Here is a 19,459-nt window from a genome sequence, read left to right as displayed (position 1 = left end):
GGCGAAAGACGCCCTCCCAGGCCGGGGGGAGACCTGGGAGAGCGTCTTTCTGGTGGCCGGTGCTGCCGCGCAACGGGGGGATCCGCGACATGCGCCAGGCCATGGGGAGGAGTGAGGTCTAGCCGGGCCTTCCGTAGCTGTGGATCCCGGAGCCGAGCTTGCGCATCGCGATCGGCTCGCCGGCCTGTGAGGCGTGCACGATCCAGCCGTCGCCGACGTACATCCCGACATGGGACAGGCTGTAGTAGAAGACGAGGTCGCCGGGGCGCAGCTCGTCACGACTGATGTTCCTGGTCACCTGCCGCTGGCGTGCCGCGTTGTGCGGCAGTGAGACGCCGCCCTGCCGCCAGGCGGCCAGGGTCAACCCGGAACAGTCGTAACCGCTCGGGCCGGCGGACCCCCAGATGTACGGCTTGCCGATCTGCGCGCAGGCGAAGGTGACCGCCTTTCCGGCGGCTCCCCCCGGGTAGGTCGCCGGGCAGGGCGCCGGGCGCAGCGAGCCCAGGCTGGTGGACGATCCGTACGCCTGCAGTCGCAGCTCCTGCAGCCGGTCGACCTCGGCGTCGATCTCCTTGGCCTTCGCGGACAGCTGCGCCTCGGTGCTGGTCAACTCGACGATCAGCTGGTCCAGCGGTGCCTTCTCCGCGGCGTACTGCTCCTTGAGGTCGACCACGGCCTGGACGTCACGGGCCTGCCGGCGGGCGAACTGGTCGAGCAGTTCCAGCTGGTCGGCGAGGTGGGTCGGCTTGCCGCTGGTCAGGATCGCGCTGAACGCCGACGGGCTGCCGCCCTTGTACGACCGGGCGGCGAACTCGCTGACCCGGTCCATCGCGAGGTCGATCTGGACCTGCAGCGGCTGGATCTTCTTCTGCAGAGCATCGGCCTGCTTCTTTTTCGCAGCAAGGTCCTGCCGTACGGCGTTGTGCCGTTCGATGGTGGGCTCCAGTTCGGCCCAGACCTCGTCGATCTGCGCTTCGATCTCGGCCACGGTCTGCTGCGCCTGGGCGGGTGCGGGTGCGCCGGTCAGCAGCATGCCGACGCCGGTGGTGACCGCGATTGCCGCGCGGAGGACGCGTCGATGGGTGTTCGGGACCGTCCGGAGGTGGTCCTGGTCGGACCATCCGGGTCGCCGAGGGGCTGTCGTAGCCACCGGACTCCTTCTCCCCAGACCGCCTACCGGGTTAGCTGACGGGTTCGGGCGGAAAGGAGACGCCCTACCACAGACGACGCTGTGGATTCACCCCGGTTCCGTGGGTCCCCGGCTCGCCGTGTCGCTGACGATTTGGCGGTGTCAGGCCGAGGTCAACCGGGCTGGTTGACGTCCTCCCGACTCGACGATCCCCAAGGGTAGAGAGAGCCGTTCTCGTCACGCAAGCGAGATGACTACTCATTTCTCAACGTACTCGATCGATTGCTATTCGTATATCACCCGCCGTCGTTCACGCGTTCGAAGAACGAGGTCCGGGCCGGCCCGAAAGTGCCGGTCCGGACGATCGATGATCGCCGACCGCCCCGCACTTTCGGACCGTACCGACCGACGTTGACCTGCACGTTCAGCCGACCCGCTTGAATCCGACCACCGGCATGTTGTCGATATTCTCCATTTGCACGGGTTGTCCCGGGCGCGGCGCATGCACCATCATGCCGCCACCGATGTATAGACCGACGTGACGCAGATCACTAAAGAAGAAGACAAGATCACCTGGACGTGCCTCCGACCGGCTGACCGACTGACCCTGGTTCCACTGCGCGCCGGTGAAGTGGGTGAGCCCGACACCCGCACTCGCCCACGCGTACTGCGTCAGACCTGAGCAGTCGAACGCGTTCGGGCCGGTGGCACCCCAGACGTACGGCTTGCCGATCTGTGCGCACGCCGTACCGACCGCGACCCCGGCCGCCCCGCCGACCGACTCGGCCGGGCATGGCCCGGACGCTCCGGAACCGCCCGAGTAGCCGGTGGTCCGGTACGCGGCCAGCCGCGCCTGCTCCAGCCTGTCGATCTCGGCGTCGATCGTCTTGCGCTTCTCGGCCAACTCCTCGTCCTGCGCCTTCTGCTGCGCGATCAACTCGTCGAGGGCCTGCCGCTCGGCAAGGTAGCGGTCCCGGGTCTCGACCACCGCTGCGATCTGCTGCTGACGCCGCTTCGAGATCCGGTCCAGTACCAGCAGTTGATCGGCGAGACTGGTCGGCGAACCGGTCTTCAGCAGCGCGTTGAGTTCGCTCGACGGACCGGTGCGGTAGTAGCTGTTGGCCACCTCACCGATCTCGTCAGCGGCGAGACTGGCCTGCAACGACAGTGGCGCGATCCGCTTGTCGAGTTCGGCGGCCTTTTTCTGGTTGGCCTTGAGTTCGCTGCGAACTTTGTTGTACTGCTCGATCACCGGTTCCAACTTCAGCCACTGGGCGTCCAGCTCGGCTTCGATCTCCGCCAGAGAGGGTTGGGCGGCCGCCGGGGCAGCCGGCCCCACGACCACGGCCAGGACGAGCAGCAGGGCGGCGACACCACGACTGACAACGGGCAAATTCCGCCTTGAGTGACCAAGAAGAAACTTAAAGTAATCACCTGTGTGCGTACGGGTGAGCACACGTGCCATTGGCAGCGACTCCTTCATGAACGATCGCCGGGGCCTCCCGGGCGGGGGAAACGGAGGCCGACATTCGCAGCGGTCGGTGCACCACCCTATTGGAAGGATGCGCATTCTCTCAAGGCTGGTGATCCGCACGCCGCACCACATGACCGGCAGCGTCCGTCCGATCACGCTAGCGTGACACGATGACGACACTCAGCCTGCCCGAAGAGTTGGTGCTCCTGGGTTACGACGACTCTGGCACCGTACTGATCGCCACCGATCACCTCGACTACGGCGTTGCCGGCGCCGTACTGTGCGACCTCGCCGCGACCGGCCACCTCGACCTCGACGTCGATGGCCGGGTCACCGCAGGCGGCGAACGCGCACCCGACCCGCTCGGCACCGACCCGCTGCTCGATGCCACCTGGCGCAGAATTCACGCAGCGACCCGGCAACCGCCGGAACACTGGATTACCGCCCTTGCCCCCGGGCTGGTCGGCCGGGTGCTCGACACTCTCACCGAGGCCGGCCTGCTCCGGCGTGAGCAGGGTCGGGTGCCGATCCTACGGCGTACCCGCTACCCGACTCCGGACGGCACGACCCCGGAGCCCGAGACCGAGGCACGACAGCGGCTCTCGACCGCCTGCCAGGGCACCGGACCGGTCGGTGCCCGTACCGCCGCGCTGGCCGGGCTCCTCGACGCCCTCGACGCGCTGCGGATCCTCGGGCACGCCGACGGGCACGCCGGTACGGACGGTGGCGCCGTGGACTGGCCCCAGCGGTGCCTGGCGCGGTACCCGTCGGTGGAGTGGGCGGTGGCCGCCACCCGTACCGTGCTCGACGAGCACCGGGGCAGGATCGCGCGCGGCGTGTTCATCGCGACGAACGTCGCGATCGGCGGGAGCTGACCGGCCCGGAGCGACCCGGCCCTCCCGAGCGGTCCGTACGGGAGCTGCCCCGCCCGGAACCGACCATCCGCCAGGCGACCGTGACGACCCCGCCGGCGGCCGCACCGAGCAGGACGCCCGTGGCGTTGTTGACCCAGTCGTAGCCGACGCATTCCCGCCCCAGCCCGGTCACCGCCTGGGCCAGCTCCACCCCGGCCGGTGCCAGCAGCAGCAATCCGGTGGCGAGCACCGGTCGACGTACCGCCAGCACCGTGCAGAAGGCCAGCGGTACGAACATCGCGACGTTGCCGACCCGCTCGCCGAGCGAATCCACCGTGACCAGGCCGGACCAGAGCACGGCGGGGTCGGTAAGCGACCGGATGCAGGCGGTGGTCACCGCGGCGTCCGGCCCGGAGACCGAGACCCCGGGAGCCAGCGGTACGCCGGTGCCGACCGGCGCCGGAGGCAGTGTGAGCGCGGCGACCGCCGCCGCGCCCAGCAGCATGGCCAGGGTGGGCCAGCGGGCCCAGCCGAGCCGTCGGGCCAGTGGCCGGTGGACCAGTACGCCGACGACGGCAAGGGTCGCCAGCGTCAGGAACGGCCAGGGTTGGGAGAGGAACTCACGGGCCCAACCCAGCACCCGCTTCTCCCTACTCCTCGGTGGTCGTCGACGATGCTACCGCCGGCGTGACCGATCTGAGCAGCACGGTCGCCACATCGACGACCTCGACGCCCTCGCCCGCCGCGCCGCTGGACTGCTTTCCGGTGACCCCGTCACCGAGCATCGTGAAGCAGAACGGACAGCCGACCGCGATCGTCTGGGCCCCGGTGGAGAGGGCTTCCTCGACCCGGTCGACGTTGACCCGTTTGCCGATCCGCTCCTCCATCCACATCCGCGCGCCACCGGCCCCGCAGCAGAACGACCGCTCCGAGTTGCGGGGCATCTCGCGTACCGCGTCGTCGGCGCCGAGCGCGGCACCGAGCACCTCGCGGGGTGGGCTGAAGACCCGGTTGTGCCGGCCCAGGTAGCAGGGGTCGTGGTAGGTCAGGCCGCCGTCGACGGGGGTGACCGGGGTGAGCTTGCCGGCGGCGACCAGGTGGGCCAGCAGCTGCGTGTGGTGTACGACCTCGAAATGGCCGCCGAGCTGCCCGTACTCGTTGCCGAGGGTGTTGAAGCAGTGCGGGCAGGTCGCGACGATCTTGCGCTTCGTCGGCTCCCGGTCGCCGAACGCCTCGTTGAGGGTCTCCACGTTCTGCTGGGCCAGCATCTGGAAGACGAACTCGTTGCCGATGCGCCGGGCCGGGTCGCCGGAGCAGGTCTCGCCCTCGCCGAGGATGGCGAAGTCGACGCCGGCGGAGTGCAGCAGGGTCGCCACCGCGCGGGTGGTCTTCTTGGCCCGGTCCTCGAACGCACCGGCGCAGCCGACCCAGAACAGGTACTCGAAGTCGTCCACCTCGCCGACCCGGGGCACCTCGAAGTCGAGGCCCTTGGTCCAGTCCTCGCGGGTGTTCGGCGGCGCGCCCCACGGGTTGCCCTTGTTCTCCAGGTTGCGCAGCATCACGCCGGCCTCGCTGGGGAAGCTCGACTCGATCAGCACCTGGTAGCGACGCATGTCGACGATGTGGTCGACGTGCTCGATGTCGACCGGGCACTGCTCGACGCAGGCGCCGCAGGTGGTGCAGGACCACAACACGTCCGGGTCGATGACCCCGCCGTCGTCCGCCCCGCCGATCAGCGGGCGGTCGGCTTCGGCCAGGGCCAGGGCGTCGACCGTGGCCAGCTGCTCGGCGGTGGCCTTCTCCTCGCCGGTGAGGTCCTTGCCGCCGCCGGCGAGCAGGTACGGCGCCTTGGCGTACGCGTGGTCGCGCAGCGACAGCACGAGCAGCTTCGGTGACAGTGGCTTGCCGGTGTTCCAGGCCGGGCACTGCGACTGGCAGCGGCCGCACTCCGTACAGGTGGTGAAGTCGAGCAGACCCTTCCAGCTGAACTGTTCGACCTGGGCGACCCCGAACTGGTCTTTCTCGGGGTCGGCCTCTTCGAAGTCGAGCGGCTTGCCGTTGCTGGTCATCGGCCGCAGCGCACCGAGGCCGGAGTTCGGTTTGCCCGGGTCCCGCTTGAAGTAGATGTTGAAGAAGGCGGCGAACCGGTGCCAGGCCACGCCCATGGTCAGCGTCAGCGCGATGACGATCAGCCAGGTCATCGAGATGAGGATCTTGACCAGGGCGGTGATGCTGATCGCCGCGTCGGAGGCGGGCAGGACGGCGCCGAGGGCGTGGCTCACCGGGGTGGCCCACACCGGGAAGTCGAAGTGGTCGGTGGCGACCCGGAAGCCACGGATCAAGAACCCGCAGACCAGTACGGCGAGCACGACCGCTTCGACGAAGTAGCCCTGCCACATGGTGGAGCCGGTGAACCGGGAACGGCCGCCGGCCCGAGTCGGCCGGTTGGCCAGCCGGATGCCGATCAGCACCAGGATGCCGACCAGGCCGAGGACCGACACGTACTCGGTCACCAGGCCGTAGAGCAGCCAGCCGCCGATCACCGGGATGCCGCCCCCGGCGTCGACGACCTCGAAGTACGCCTCCAGCACCAGGATGGAGAGCAGGACGAAGGCGACCATGACGAACCAGTGGGCGGCGCCGACGACGCTCCAGCGCAGCATCCGGGTGTGGCCGAGGGTCTCGCGGAGCATCACCGTGGCGCGGGTCGCCGGGTCACCGGTGCGGGTGGGGTCGGGCTGGCCGAGCCGGATGATCGAGACGAACTGCCAGACCGCTCGGCCGGCGAGCGCCACCGCGATCACGGTGACGATGGCGGCGACGACCGTGGTGACGATCTGAACCGTGCCCATACGCTGGCCTCCCGGTGTGCTGCGGACGCGCGGCGGGTGACCGGGTTGCCGGTCCCGTCGTCAGCCTACCGTCAGGTTACCCGGCAGTAACGTAAGGAGCAGCGCCACCGATCCGTCGGTCACCGCAACACTAGGTCAGCAACACGCCGAGCAGATCGGCCGGGGCGGCCAAAACAGCAGGTCAGACCGACCGGTCAGCACCGGCCGGTCGACACCGACCGGTCAGCCCGACGGGAAACCGGCCGGGCTGACCGCGCATCCGACGATCTCAGCGCCAGCGGGACAACAGGATCAGCGAGCTGACCATCGCTCCGAACCCGACCGCGAGGTTCCAGTAACCCCAGGTCGCCACGGGGTACGCCGTCTCCGACAGGTAGTAGACGACGAGCCAACCGATCCCGAAGACGATCAACGAGACCGCAGCGATCGGCAGCCAGATCGGGCTCGGCTTGCGGGTGGCAGCCGTCTGGGTGGGCCGGACATCGGTCGGCGGGGTGTAGACCTTCTTCTTGCGAACCTGCGACTTGGGCACGACGCTCTCCTGGTGGCAATCATCCGGCCCGGTAACCGGACGCAGCGGCGACGGTCCATGGCCAATAATGTTCAGGAGCTAGCGTAGTCAAGTTGGCGCGTTCCGGCCATGGACGGCGGCGGAGCAGCGGCGACATTTGGACACAACCAGGGACACCAGGTGCGATACGCACCAACGGAAGTCCACTATGCGGACAGTTGTCGATGGCTACCGGGCCGGAAGGGGCTGCAGTGGAATACACCTCCGGCAGCGCGTCCTGGCGGGACGTCGTACGCCGAGCGCTGGGCGGGCTCCATCGCCGACGGCCCGGCCGCCGGCAGTTCGGCTGGTCCAGCGGAGTGCCGCTGATCGCCCTGCTCGCCGGGCTGCTCTTCACCACCACCGCCACCACCGCCGGCGGCACCAGCCTGCGGGAGGATCGCCGCCCCCAGCTCACCCAGCTGATCGAGGACAGCCGCAGCCAGCTGGCGGTCGCCGAGGAACGCGCCGCCGCGCTGCGCGAGCAGGTCGACCAGCAGGCGAGCATCGTCGCCGGGTCCGACCAGCCGATCGCCGACCAGCGGGCCCGGGTCGAGGCCAACCGCGCCGCGGCCGGCTTCACCGCGCTGGCCGGACCGGGCATCGTCGTCGAGCTCGACGACGCACCCCGGCTGGCCGACCTACCCGACGGCGCCAGCAACGACGACCTGGTAGTGCACCAGGGGGACGTCCAGGCCGTGGTGAACGCGCTCTGGGCCGGCGGCGCGGAGGCCATGTCAATCATGGATGTACGGGTGTTGTCCACCAGCGCGGTACGCTGTGTCGGAAACACGCTGCTGTTGCACGGCGGGGTCTACTCGCCGCCCTTCCGGATAGCCGCCATCGGCGACCCGACCGCCCTGCAGCAGGCGCTGGACGACTCCGAAGGGGTGCAGTTGTTCCGGGACGCGGTGACCCACTTCCAGCTCGGCTACCAGCAGACGGTCGAGTCGGAGCTGAGCGTCCCGGCGTTCGACGGCTCGACCGCCCTGCACCACACGACAGTGCCGGAGACAGCCCGATGACCTGGGCAGGGCCGCAACAGCAGGCCGGCAGGCCGGATGAGGTGGACCCGCACCAGGCCTACCGGCCACCTGACGACGCCACCGCCGTCCTGCCCCGGTTCACCGGCCTCACCCCACCCTCGGCGAGCGGGCCAGGTACCGGCCGCCACTCCACCAGCCCGGACACGCCAGGTCGTCATCAGCAGGTCGGCCAACAACAGCCGAGCCAGCAGCAACAGCAGCCGGGCCAGCAGCAACAGCAGCCGGGCCAGCGGCGCTTCGCCCCGCCGTCGGTCCCGCCCAGCGCGGCCCTCACCGCGGTGATCCCGGCATACCCGACGGAGTCGGCCGCCTCCACCACCGTGCTACCGGTCGTGGTCAGCAGCTACCAGCCGCCGACGGACGGCAGCATCCCGCCGTCGACCAGGCGCGAGGGCGCGGGAGCGGACCGCGCCGGTGCGGGCAGCACGGGTGCCGACCGCGCCGGGGCCGACGACGGAAAGCCACCGGCCCGTCGGGGTGAGCGGGTGGTCAAGCTCCGGCCCGAGCGCACCGACAGCGGCTACAAGAGCGTCTATTCGGAGCTGACCCGGCCCACGGTCTGGACCCGGCTGCGGACCGCCGCCCGGGTCAGCGGCGAGCTGTTGATCACGTTCGGCATGATCGTGCTGCTCTTCGCCGGCTACGAGATCTGGGGCAAGTCCGTCATCGTCAACGCCCACCAGAACGACCTGAGCGAACAACTCGCCCAACAGTGGGCCGAGGTTCCCGCGCCGGTGGTCAGCGACGGGCCGTCACCGTCGCCGGAGCCCGCCGCCCCCCAGGTCCAGGGCACCCCGGTCGCCGGGCTCTACATCCCGAAACTGGACAAGAACTGGGTCGTGGTCGAGGGCGTCGAGCAGGACGACATCCGGTACGCACCCGGTCACTACCCGGACAGCGCCCAGCCCGGCCAGGTGGGCAACTTCTCGGTCGCCGGGCACCGGAACCGGGCCACCTTCTGGCGGCTGGACGAGCTGCGCGACGGTGACACCATCGTCGTCGAGGACCGCGACACCTGGCACATCTACGCCGTCACCCGCAACCACATCGTGCTGCCCAACCAGACCGAGGTCGTCGCCCCGGTCCCCGGCGACCGCCGGGCGCAGCCCACCGAGGCGATGCTCACCTTGACCACCTGCCATCCGAAGTTCGACAACTACCAGCGGCTCATCGTCCACGCCGAGCTCGTGCGCAGCCAGCCCAAGGCCGACGGCCGGCCGGCGGAACTCGGCGGCTGACCGTGTACGCCTGGATCTGGCGCAAGCTCCCGTTCGGCCTGCCCGGCAAGCTGATCGGTTCGGTGCTGCTCGCCGGGTTGTCGGTGGCGCTGCTCTGGTACGTCGTCTTCCCGTGGGCCGAGCCGCTGCTGCCGTTCGACGACGTACAGGTGACCGACGGCGGGGACGGGACCGGCGGCGACCCCGGTGACGGTCCGGCCGGCGGTGGCGACCCGGACAGCGGTGGTGGTGACCCGGACGGTGGCGGGCTCGACGAGCACGACCTGCCGTACGACACCGGGACGAACAACCCCGTACCACCTGATGTGAACGTCGACTAGGGCGAGGCGGCCACGTGCGCGTACTGGTGATCGACAACTACGACTCGTTCGTCTTCAACCTGGTGCAGTACCTGGGTCAGCTCGGGGCCGAGTGCGAGGTCCAGCGCAACGACCAGGTCACCGTCGACGAGGTGGGCCGGTTCGACGTCGCCGGCATCCTGCTCTCCCCCGGGCCCGGCGACCCGGACCGGGCCGGCATCTGCCTGGACGTGATCCGGCGGTACGCCGGACAGCTGCCGATCTTCGGCGTCTGCCTGGGGCATCAGGCGATCGGGGCCGCGTACGGTGCCGTCGTCGAACGCGCGCCGGAGCTGCTGCACGGCAAGACCTCCCAGGTGCACCACACCGGGGCCGGGGTCCTGGCCGGCCTGCCTGAGCCGTTCACCGCGACCCGGTACCACTCGCTCGCCGTGCGCGCCGAGACGCTGCCGGACGAGATCGAGGTGACCGGCCGGACCCCGTCCGGGGTGGTGATGGCGATGCGGCACCGGCACCTGCCGGTGGAAGGCGTGCAGTTCCACCCGGAGTCGGTGCTCACCGAGGGCGGTCACCTGATGCTGGCGAACTGGCTGGCCGACTGCGGCCTGCCGCAGGCCCGGGAGCGGGCACCGCGACTGGCCGCCGAGGTCGACGCCCGACGTCGCGCCGCGTTCGCCGCCGCCTGACGGCCGGACCCCGGCCCGGCTGCGGACCCCGGCCCGGCTGCGTCAGTCGCCGCCGGACCCGCGTCAGTCGCCGGACCCGCGTCAGTCGACCAGCCCGGTGAGGCTCGGCACGGGCAGGAGCGGGCTACCGGTCCCACCGCCGCCCGTACCGCCGCCACCGCCGTCACCGTCGCCCGGGTCGGGCGGCGGGCTGGTCGGCGTACTGCTCGGCGTCGGCGACGACGTCGGGCTCGGTGGGGGCTCGGGCTCGAGCGCCTGGCTGACCACGATCTCGACCCGGGAGTTGACCCGCTGTTCGCCCCGGCTCGGGCTCTGGCTGGTGACCCGGCCGGCGTCGGCGGGGTTGACCGGGTCACCGTCGATGACCCGGACGTCGAACCCGGCGTTCTCCAGCGCGGCGACCGCGTCGGCCTCGGTGCGACCGACGACGTTGGGCACCTCGCGCAGGTTGTTGAGGGAGACATGCACCTCGACCACGGTGCCGGGCTCGACCGCCGTACCGGCCGCCGGCACGGCGACGACCTGGTCCTTGGGTGCGGAGCTGTCGACCTCCTCGAACTCGGCAACCAGATCACGGTCGGCGAGCGCCCGCTCGGCGGCGTCCCGGGTGAAGCCGTCCAACGACGGGACCTGCACGGTCCCCGGGCCGGCGCAGACGGTGAGCGCGACCTCGCTGCCGGGCTCGACCTGGCCCGGCTCCGGGGACTGATCGAGGACCGTGTTCAAGGTGCAGTCCGGCTCCTCGCGGGTCGTCTCCTCGGAGACGAGCCGGAGGTTGTTGATCTCCAGGCGGGCCTGCTCGATCGGCAGACCGACCAGGCTCGGCAGCGCCACCGTCGGAGGCTCCTCCTCGTTCGTGGTGGCGTAGATCAGCCCGGCGGCGAGGGCGACCACCGCCATCACGCCGAGCACGCTGAGCCCGGCGATGACCGCCGGCGAGGTACGCCGCGACGACGTGCCACCGCCGGCACCGGCCGGGATCCGCTGGGTGGAACCGGTCCGGCTGGTCGCACCCATCGCGACCGTCTCGTCCTGGCGCAGCACCGGGGTGGCCAGCACCGGCCGGCCGGTGGCAGCCCGCAGCAGGTCGGCGCGCATCTCGCCGGCGCTCTGGTAGCGGTTGACCGGGTTCTTCGCCAGGGCCTTCAGCACGATCGCGTCGATCGCCGGCGTCACGTCCCGGTTGATGTCGCTGGGCGCGCGCGGGTCCTCCCGGACGTGCTGGTAGGCGACGCTGACCGGGCTGTCACCGACGAACGGCGGGTGGCCGCAGAGCAGTTCGAACAGCACACAGCCGGCGGCGTAGACGTCCGACCGGGCGTCCACCGACTCGCCGCGGGCCTGTTCCGGGGAGAGGTACTGCGCGGTGCCGATCACCGCCGAGGTCTGGGTCATCGTGGTGGCGCCGCTGGCCAACGCCCGGGCGATGCCGAAGTCCATCACCTTGACCTGGCCGGTCTGGGTGAGCATCACGTTGCCCGGCTTGATGTCCCGGTGGATGATGCCGTGCCGGTGGCTGAACTCCAGAGCGGCGCAGATGTCGGCACAGAACTCCAGGGCGCGACGCGGGTTCAGCCGGCCCTCGGCGGCGAGCACCTCCTTGAGGGTGCGCCCGTTGACGAACTCCATGACGATGAACGGCAGGGTCTCGCCGGTCGGGGCGTACTCCTCACCGGTGTCGTAGACCGCGACGATCGCCGGGTGGTTGAGCGAGGCGGAATTCTGTGCCTCGCGCCGGAAGCGCTCCTGGAACGTCCGGTCCCGGGCAAGGTCGGTACGCAGCATCTTGATCGCGACGTCGCGTCCGAGTCGGAGGTCGCGGCCGCGATGGACCTCGGCCATGCCGCCATAGCCGAGCAACTCGCCGACCTGGTACCTGCCACCTAGCAGGCGAGCCTGCGCGGTCATCGTCCTTGTCGTCCTTCGCTCAGATGGTCGTGATCATGCCTGGCGGTGCCATGTCCTTCCACAGACGGTACGGCCCCGACATGAATTTCGACGTGTCCGGATGCCATCTGGTTCTCAGCCGTAACCAATCGCACCACGGGCTGACCGAGTGCACCCGTGCTGGCGATGCTGTCCCTGACCAGGTAGATGGCCAGGCCGCTGCAGACCAGGGCGACGATCACGCCGAGAATGATGGCCAGGACGGTGAAGAGCTGCCGGGACACCGAGCCGCCGGAGCGGGGCGGTGCGGGTGCCGGGCGCTGGTAACCGTACGGGTTGGGCTGCTGGTGCGGGCCCAGCGGCGGCCGGGCCGGCGCTGCGGGGCGCTGCGGATACCCGGGAGGCGGATAACCGCCGGGCTGCGCCGGCGCGGGTGGCCGGTAGCCGGGTGCCCCGGAGATCGGCGGGCCCGGCGGGCGGTAGCCGGGAGCCCCGGAGATCGGCGGTCCCTGCGGCGGCCGGGGTGCCGGCGGGACCGGGCCGGGTGACATCGGGCCGACCGGGGAGATCGGCGCGCCGGAGGTCGGCCGGCCAGCGACCGGCGGCCGGGGGGCCGCCCCGGGATGTCCGGCCCCCGGATGGTGTCCGGTGGCCGGCGGGCGGGGCTGCCCGGCGAGGGTGGTGGCGGCCTGCCGGGTAACCGCGGCCAGGGCTGCGGCGGTCGGCCAGCGGGCCGACGGGTCCTTCGCCAACGCCCGCTCGACGATGCTGCGGACCACGGGCGGGATGTCCGACGGCAACGCGCGGGGCATCTCCCGTACGTGTTTCATGGCGATCTCGAGCGGATTGTCGCCTTCGAAGGGCCGCCGACCGGAGAGGCACTGGTAGGCGACGACCCCGAGGGCGTACACGTCCGACGCGGGCGTCGCCACCGCGCCGGAGGCCTGTTCCGGCGAGATGTACGAGGCGGTGCCCAGCACCGAGCCGGCGGCGGTCAACTGCCCGACCATCTCGGAACGGGCGATGCCGAAGTCGGTGAGCACCAGGGTGCCGTTCGGCCGGACCAGCAGGTTGCCCGGCTTGACGTCGCGGTGCACGATGCCCTTCTCGTGGGCGGCGTGCAGCGCATCGGCGGCCTGGGCGACCAGCGCCATCGTGCGGGCCGGGGTGAGCCGGCCGACCCGGGACAGGGTGCGCGACAGCGCGTCGCCCTCGACGTACTCCATCACCAGGAAGGCGATGTGCTTGTCGCTGCCGTAGTCGTAGACGTCGACCACGCCGGGGTGGTTGATGGTGGCCATGGTCCGGGCCTCACCCCGGAACCGCTCGGCGAAGCCGGGCTCCTCCAGCAGCGCGGGGAGCAGGCTCTTCACCGCGACGGTACGGCCCAGCACCTCGTCGGTGCCGCGCCACACGTCGCCCATCCCGCCGCTGGCGATGCGCTCGTCGAGCCGGTACCGGCCACCCAGCAGGACCCCGGAGCTCAGCATCTCATCGCCCCTCACGCTCGGCGATGATCGCCCGCATGATCTGGCCGGAGATCCGGGTCGCCTCGGCGCTGCCGCCGTCGCCGGCGTTCTCCAGTACGACGCAGACGGCCGAGATCGGCTCCCCGTCGGGGGAGATTGCGAAGCCGATGAACCAGCCGTGGTCGCGGTCGTCCTCGCCAGCCTGGGCGGTGCCGGTCTTGCCGCCGACGGTGTAACCGTCGATGCGGGCGTTGCGGCCGGTGCCGTTGCGGACGACGCTGACCATCATCTCCTGCAGGTCGGCGGCGACCGAGCCACTCACCGGCTCCCGCAGCTCGCGGGGGTCGGCCGTGTAGTAGCTGCTGGTCCGGTCCGCGTGCAGCAGCTGCTGCACCAGGTACGGACGCATCTGACTGCCGCCGTTGGCGACCGCCGCCGCGATCATCGCGCCTTCCAGCGGGGTCATCCGGACGTTGTTCTGCCCGATCGACGACTGGGCCAACGCGGCACCGTCCTCGGAGCCGTCCGGGTTGGCGATGTCCCCGGTACGGCTGGCGGCCACCGGCAGCCCGCTGTCGCCGTTGGTGCGGCCGACCACCTGTTCCTCGTCCTCGAATCCGAAGTCGCGGGCCTTGGCCTTGACCGTCTCGGCGCCGAGCGCGACGCCGAGTTTGGCGAACCCGGTGTTGCAGGAGTCGGTCAACGCGGTGATCAGAGTCACCTCGTCCTGCGGGCAGATCGACGGGACGGCGTTGCGGATGTCGGTGCCGGAGTCGGGGTGGCGGTAGACCGGCCCGGCGGAGATCGGCGTGTCGATCGTGGTGCCGTTCTCCAGTGCTGCGGCGGCGACGATCACCTTGAAGGTGGATCCGGGCGGCAGCACCTCACCGAGTGCCCGGTTGCGCAGTGGTTTGTCCGGGTCGCCCTCCAGCGCGTCGTACGCCGCCTGGGCGGCACCGGTGTCGTGGCTGGACAGCGGGTTCGGGTCGTAGCTGGGCAGGGAGACCAGCGCCTGGATCGCCCCGGTACGCGGATCGATCGCGACCGCCGCTCCCCGGCTGACCCCGACCCGGTTCTCCAGCAACTGCTGGTACGCGGTCTCCTGGGCCCGGCGGTTGATGGTCAGCAGCACGTTGCCGCCGCCGGTCTCCTCGCCGGTGAACAGGTCCCGTACCCGGTCGGCGAAGAGCTGGTCGCTGGTGCCGGCCAGGAACTCGTTCTCGGCCCGTTCGACGCCGATCGCGGCCAGGTTGACCGGCTTGTAGCCGACGACGTGCGCGTAGAGCTCGTTGTCCGGGTAGGTACGCAGGAACTTCAGCTCGCCGTCGGTCTCGGTGCTGGTGGCCAGGGCCCGTCCGCCGGCCTCGATGTTGCCGCGTTGACGGTCGTACTCAGCGACCTGGACCCGACCGTTGTAGTCGCTGGTGCGGTACTCCTCGGCCTTGTAGCCCTGCACCCAGTTCAGGTTGACGAAGAGCAGGCCGAACAGGACCATGATGACCACGCCGACGCGGCGCAACGGGGCGTTCATCGGCGGATCACCTCCGTGGGGGCGCCGTGCAGCTGGGCGGGCGGTCCGGCGGGCGTACCGGGTGGGCGGGGTTCGGCGCCCGCGACCGGTCGGCGACCCGCGTCGGAGATCCGGAGCAGCATCGCCACGAGCAGCCAGTTCGCCATCAGCGAGGAGCCACCGGCGGACAGGAACGGCGTGGTCTGGCCGGTCAACGGGATCAGCCCGCTGATCCCGCCGACGATCACGAAGACCTGCAGGGACAGGGTGAACGCCAGTCCGCCGGCGAGCAGTTTGCCGAACGAGTCCCGGACCGCGAGCCCGGCCCGCAGCCCGCGCTCGGCGATCAGCAGATAGACCACCAGCAGCGCGGAGAGGCCGAACAGCCCGATCTCCTCGCCGATGCCGGCGAAGATGAAGTCGTTGTGTACCTCGGGCACCTTCAGTGGCTGGCCGCCGCCGGGTCCGGCGCCGAACAGCCCTCCGGTGCCGAGCCCGAGCAGCCCCTGGACCAGCTGGTAGCCGTCGGCGTACGGGTCGGAGAACGGATCGAGCCAGATGTTGGCCCGCTGGTAGAAGTTGGCGAACGGGCCGCCGACGATGCCGCCGAGGTAGTAGGCGAGGAACGCGCCGCCGAAGAACAGCAGCAGACCGATGATCAGCCAGCTGACCCGTTCGGTGGCGATGTAGAGCGTCACCACGAACATGCCGAAGTACAGCAGCGAGGTGCCGAGGTCCTTCTGGAACACCAGGACCATCACGCTGAGCAGCCAGACCACCAGCACCGGGCCGAGGTCGCGGCCGCGTGGGAAGTCGATGCCGAGCACCCGCCGGCTGGCCAGCGAGAGGACCTCACGTTTACGGACCAGGTAGTACGCGAAGAACGACAGCAGCGCCAGTTTGGCGAACTCGCCGGGCTGGATCGAGAAGCCGCCGATCAGGATCCACAGCTTGGCACCGTTGATCTCGGAGTAGCGGGCTGGCAGCACCGCCGGGATCATCACCAGCACGATGCCGGCCAGGCCCAGGGTGTAGGCGTACCGGGCGACGATCTGGTGGTCACGGACCAGGATCAGCAGTCCGGCGGCGAGCACGACGGCGGCCAGGGTCCAGGCCAGCTGCCGGCCGCCGGTCCCGGCGAAGATCGGGAAGTCGAGCCGCTCGGCGGCGGGCTCGCTGGCCAGGTCGAAGCGGCGCAGGAAACCGACGCCGATGCCGTTGAGCAGGGCGACCGCCGGCAGCAGCGCCGGGTCGGCGTACGGGGCGAAGAACCGGATGACCAGGTGCAGGCCGAGGAAGACCAGGCCGACGACGGCGGTCGGCACCCAGAAACCGGCCCGTACGGTGCCGAGCACGGCCGCCTCGGTGGCCGCCGCGTAGAGCCCGACCACCACCAGGGCGAGTGCCAGCAGGCCGAGCTCGGCGTTGCGGCGGGTCCGCAGGGTGCGGACCCGCGGCATCTCACCGGTGATCGCCGGTGGTGGGGCGGGTCCGACAGGCGCCGTCACGGGAGTTCCTTCACGTCGTTCGCCCCGGATCTCAGTCGACCGTCCGGCAACCGGCCGGGTTGGTCACCGGCGGGACCGGCTCGACCGACTCGGTCGGCTCCACCGGCGGCGCGTCCGGGGTGCTCTGCGGTGCCTGCGGCGACGGGCTGTTCCCCGGCAGCGGTGTACCGGAGGCCACGGCGTCCGGGTCGGGCAGTGGCGTACCGGTCGGGTCGACCACCGGCGGCGGCGGAGTCGGCGACGGGGTGGGGGTCGGCGACGGCGACGGCGGGCAGGTCGGCTTCAGGTTGGGGTTGTCCGGTTCGTCGCGGGTCAACTCCAGCAGGTGGCGCTGCGCGTCGACCTCGCTGCCGGCGTGGATGCCCCGCTTGACCCGGTCCTGGGCCACCGAGGTCAGATCGGTGAGCGCGATCTCGCTGGTCTGGTGCACGGTGGAGAGGCTGACGCCGGCGACCTCACCGGGCATGCCCTGGAAGATCGCCAACTGGCCGTCGCTGGTGGCGCCGACGTAGTACTGCCGCTGGGTGTAGTCCCACCCGGCCCAGACACCGGCGCCGAGGATTCCGACGAGCGCGACCAGGACGAGCGCCGCGCGTACCGGGCGGCGTCGGGGTAGCTCGGGGTCGTCGTCCAGGCCGGTGGCGGGTTCCGAGGACTCCGGTGCGGCGGGCCGGGGGGCGGACAGCGCGGAGGCGCGGGCGGCGGGAGTGGAGTCGTCTGCGGCGGTGGCCATGCCGCGGTCGCGGGAGGCCGCCCCGCCGACGATCGGGGCCTGCTCGTGGATGCCCTGGTCGGTGGCGTCGGCGACGATGACGGTGATGTTGTCCGGCCCGCCGCCGCGCAGCGCCAACTGGACCAGCCGCTCGACGCACTGCTGCGGGTCGGTGTACTCGCGCAGCGTCTCGGCGATGGTCTCCGCGCTGACCACGCCGGAGAGCCCGTCGCTGCAGATCAGGTAGCGGTCACCGGCGACGACCTGGCGCACCGAGTACTCGGGGTCGATGTCGCGGCCGTCGAGTGCCCGGGTCAGCAACGACCGCTGTGGGTGGCTGCTGGCCTCCTCGGCGCTGATCCGGCCCTCGTCGACCAGCATCTGAACGTACGTGTCGTCCTTGGTGATCTGGGCGAACTCGCCGTTGCGCAGCAGGTACGCCCGGGAGTCCCCGATGTGCACCATGCCGATCTTGCTGCCGGAGAAGAGCGTCGCGGTCAGCGTGGTGCCCATCCCCTCCAGGTGGGGATTGGCGTCGACGGTGTCCCGTAGATGCTGGTTGGCCAGGCCGACGGCGGAGCGGAGGGCGTCGACCATGGCGTCACCGGGGACGTCCTCGTCGAGAGGGGCCAGCGCCCCGATGACGATGTTGCTGGCGACGTCACCGGCGGCCATCCCGCCCATGCCGTCGGCCACGGCGAGCAGCCGCGGCCCGGCGTAGACGGAGTCCTGGTTCCCGTCACGGATCAGTCCGCGGTCACTGTGGGCGGCATAGCGCAGGGTCAGAGTCATGGCCGTAACTCAAGAGATGTGCGGCCGATCCGGATCGGCACGGCGAGGGGTACGGGGGTAGGTCCGGTGACCTTAGCGCGGTCCAGGTAGGTCCCGTTAGTGGAACCCATGTCCTCGAGGACCCACTGGCCGTCCCGGGGCACGAGCCGGGCGTGCCGGGCCGACGCGTAATCATCGGTGATCACCAGGGTGGAATCCTCCGCACGGCCTATCGTGATCGGAGATTCACCCAAGGTGATCCGAGTGCCGGCCAACTGTCCGGCGGTCACCACCAGCTGGTGGGCCGCCCGCCCCCGTTTGACCTTGGCCGGCCGTGCTGGTGCCGCCGTGGTACCGACACCTCGCGGTGCCGCGACCAGGCGGCTGGCGCGGGTGCCGGCGAACAGATCCCGCCGGATCACACCGACCACCGTGAACACGAAGATCCACAGCAGGACGATGAAGCCGATCCGGGCAACGACGACGACGAATTCGGGCAAGGTTAGCCATCCACTCGGAACGTGAGCGTGGTCGTTCCGAGCTGGATCATGTCACCAGGGTTCAGCGCCACTGCGGAGACCCGCTGCCCGTTGACCATGGTCCCGTTGGTCGACCCGAGATCGGTCAGCACGACCTGTGATCCGTCGAAGTCCAGCCGGGCGTGTCGGCGGGAGATCCCGACGTCCGGCAGGCGCAGGTTGGCCTGGTCGCCACGGCCGATCACGGTCGAGCCCATCTGCAGCGGATAGGTCCGGCCGTCACCGGAGACCAGCCGGATGTTGCGCCCACCGCCATGACCCTGCGGCGGCGGGCCGTACCCGCCGGGCTGCTGCTGCTCGTACGGGGAGTAGCCGCCGTGGCCGGCACCACCGCCACCGCCGTGCATGTCGTACCCCGGCTGCTGCACCGGCGCGACGTCGCCACCGGTGAAGACCTCGGCGGTGACCCGGAACATCCCGGTGTCGAGCCCGTCGCCCCGCTCGATCTCGACGATCACGTCGCCGTAGACCGTCCAGGCCTGCTCACCGATGAACTCGGCCTGCGACTGGGCGAGCTCCTGGGCCAGGGCCGCCGCGTACGGAGCCAGCCGGCTGTGGTCGTACGGCGAGAGATCGATCACGTAGCGGTTGGGCACCAGCGTGCGCCCACCGGCCAGGATCGCCTTGTGGGCCTCTGCCTCCCGCTGCATCGCGTTGAGGATCTCCACCGGGTGCACGACACCCTTGAACACCTTGGCGAAGGCCCCTTCGACTAGGCCTTCCAGACGCTTCTCGAAGCGTTGCAGCACGCTCACCGGCTCCTCCTCGGGTTCCGAGGACATGATGGTATCCGGCCGTCGCCCGTGCCACCCGCACGCCGATCGACCACTCCTGCCGGCCTGCCCCGAACGGCCGGCTTGCCCCGTGCTAATCTTCGCCAGGCGTCACGGGCGGAAAGTTTGCTCGGGACGACCAGGGACAGCGTAGTATGTCCC

16 protein-coding genes, 1 pseudogene and 1 riboswitch are annotated in these 19,459 nt (G+C 70.6%); of the genes and pseudogenes, 5 read left to right on the top strand and 12 right to left on the bottom strand.

What is annotated here, in order from left to right; genetic code table 11:
* Positions 1 to 118: 118 nt before the first annotated feature.
* Both O7623_RS20635 and O7623_RS20630 read right to left on the bottom strand, forming a co-directional pair.
* A complete protein-coding gene (locus tag O7623_RS20635; RefSeq protein ID WP_282224654.1) occupies positions 119 to 1,150 on the bottom strand; it encodes a C40 family peptidase in 1,032 nt (343 codons plus the stop codon).
* Positions 1,151 to 1,155: 5 nt separating this feature from the next.
* Positions 1,156 to 1,298: riboswitch (cyclic di-AMP (ydaO/yuaA leader) on the bottom strand.
* A gap of 255 nt (positions 1,299 to 1,553) precedes the next feature.
* Positions 1,554 to 2,612, bottom strand: a complete 1,059-nt coding sequence (locus O7623_RS20630; protein ID WP_282224653.1) for a C40 family peptidase — start codon at positions 2,610 to 2,612, stop codon at positions 1,554 to 1,556.
* Positions 2,613 to 2,773: 161 nt separating this feature from the next.
* Between O7623_RS20630 and O7623_RS20625 the strand changes: the two genes are divergently transcribed.
* On the top strand, positions 2,774 to 3,478 hold the full coding sequence (locus O7623_RS20625; RefSeq protein WP_282224652.1) for a GPP34 family phosphoprotein: 705 nt from the start codon (positions 2,774 to 2,776) through the stop codon (positions 3,476 to 3,478).
* Here the strand turns inward: O7623_RS20625 and O7623_RS20620 are convergent.
* The 3 genes from O7623_RS20620 to O7623_RS20610 all read right to left on the bottom strand — a co-directional run bounded on the left by O7623_RS20620 (position 3,444) and on the right by O7623_RS20610 (position 6,841).
* Positions 3,444 to 4,097 (bottom strand): VanZ family protein, encoded by a 654-nt coding sequence (locus O7623_RS20620; protein WP_282224651.1) that lies wholly within the window; start codon positions 4,095 to 4,097, stop codon positions 3,444 to 3,446. The genes O7623_RS20625 and O7623_RS20620 overlap by 35 nt on opposite strands.
* A 10-nt stretch (positions 4,098 to 4,107) precedes the next feature.
* Positions 4,108 to 6,309 (bottom strand): (Fe-S)-binding protein, encoded by a 2,202-nt coding sequence (locus tag O7623_RS20615; RefSeq protein WP_282224650.1) that lies wholly within the window; start codon positions 6,307 to 6,309, stop codon positions 4,108 to 4,110.
* A gap of 268 nt (positions 6,310 to 6,577) precedes the next feature.
* On the bottom strand, positions 6,578 to 6,841 hold the full coding sequence (locus tag O7623_RS20610; protein ID WP_278119775.1) for a cell division protein CrgA: 264 nt from the start codon (positions 6,839 to 6,841) through the stop codon (positions 6,578 to 6,580).
* A 230-nt stretch (positions 6,842 to 7,071) separates the two neighbouring features.
* Between O7623_RS20610 and O7623_RS20605 the strand changes: the two genes are divergently transcribed.
* The 4 genes and pseudogenes from O7623_RS20605 (at position 7,072) to O7623_RS20590 (ending at position 10,128) form a co-directional block, all read left to right on the top strand.
* On the top strand, positions 7,072 to 7,884 hold the full coding sequence (locus tag O7623_RS20605) for a DUF881 domain-containing protein (RefSeq protein ID WP_282224649.1): 813 nt from the start codon (positions 7,072 to 7,074) through the stop codon (positions 7,882 to 7,884).
* Positions 7,885 to 8,189: 305 nt separating this feature from the next.
* Positions 8,190 to 9,143, top strand: a pseudogene (locus tag O7623_RS20600) (class E sortase); the annotation flags it as partial.
* Positions 9,144 to 9,145: 2 nt separating this feature from the next.
* On the top strand, positions 9,146 to 9,463 hold the full coding sequence (locus tag O7623_RS20595) for a hypothetical protein (protein ID WP_282224648.1): 318 nt from the start codon (positions 9,146 to 9,148) through the stop codon (positions 9,461 to 9,463).
* A 14-nt stretch (positions 9,464 to 9,477) separates the two neighbouring features.
* Entirely contained in the window at positions 9,478 to 10,128 is a 651-nt protein-coding gene (locus O7623_RS20590) for an aminodeoxychorismate/anthranilate synthase component II (protein WP_282224647.1), read from the top strand.
* 81 nt (positions 10,129 to 10,209) lie between these two features.
* Here the strand turns inward: O7623_RS20590 and pknB are convergent, their stop codons facing one another.
* The 7 genes from pknB to O7623_RS20555 form a co-directional block, all read right to left on the bottom strand.
* Positions 10,210 to 12,036 carry a Stk1 family PASTA domain-containing Ser/Thr kinase gene (gene pknB / locus O7623_RS20585; RefSeq protein WP_282224646.1) on the bottom strand — a complete coding sequence of 609 codons (1,827 nt, stop codon included), beginning with the start codon at positions 12,034 to 12,036 and terminating at the stop codon, positions 10,210 to 10,212.
* Positions 12,033 to 13,505: a serine/threonine-protein kinase gene (locus tag O7623_RS20580; RefSeq protein WP_282229496.1), complete on the bottom strand. Its 1,473-nt coding sequence runs from the start codon at positions 13,503 to 13,505 to the stop codon at positions 12,033 to 12,035. Before O7623_RS20580 ends, pknB begins: the two co-directional genes overlap by 4 nt.
* 1 nt (position 13,506) lies before the next feature.
* Positions 13,507 to 15,015, bottom strand: coding sequence for a penicillin-binding protein 2 (locus O7623_RS20575; protein WP_282224645.1), 1,509 nt, complete (start codon positions 15,013 to 15,015; stop codon positions 13,507 to 13,509).
* The gene (locus O7623_RS20570; RefSeq protein WP_282229495.1) at positions 15,012 to 16,454 is read right to left on the bottom strand and encodes an FtsW/RodA/SpoVE family cell cycle protein; all 1,443 of its coding nucleotides are present in this window, start codon (positions 16,452 to 16,454) and stop codon (positions 15,012 to 15,014) included. The genes O7623_RS20575 and O7623_RS20570 overlap by 4 nt, the downstream gene beginning before the upstream one ends.
* A 79-nt stretch (positions 16,455 to 16,533) precedes the next feature.
* The gene (locus O7623_RS20565) at positions 16,534 to 18,006 is read right to left on the bottom strand and encodes a BofC C-terminal domain-containing protein (RefSeq protein WP_282224644.1); all 1,473 of its coding nucleotides are present in this window, start codon (positions 18,004 to 18,006) and stop codon (positions 16,534 to 16,536) included.
* A complete protein-coding gene (locus O7623_RS20560; protein WP_282224643.1) occupies positions 18,003 to 18,485 on the bottom strand; it encodes an FHA domain-containing protein in 483 nt (160 codons plus the stop codon). The genes O7623_RS20565 and O7623_RS20560 overlap by 4 nt, the downstream gene beginning before the upstream one ends.
* 2 nt (positions 18,486 to 18,487) lie before the next feature.
* Positions 18,488 to 19,306 (bottom strand): DUF3662 and FHA domain-containing protein, encoded by an 819-nt coding sequence (locus tag O7623_RS20555; protein ID WP_282224642.1) that lies wholly within the window; start codon positions 19,304 to 19,306, stop codon positions 18,488 to 18,490.
* Between the last annotated feature and the right edge of the window lie 153 nt (positions 19,307 to 19,459).

Origin of the sequence: Solwaraspora sp. WMMD791 (genome assembly GCF_029581195.1) — a bacterium.
Classification (GTDB): domain Bacteria; phylum Actinomycetota; class Actinomycetes; order Mycobacteriales; family Micromonosporaceae; genus Micromonospora_E.
Note: the sequence above shows the minus strand (reverse complement) of the source record. Positions and strands in the feature narration are given on the sequence as shown.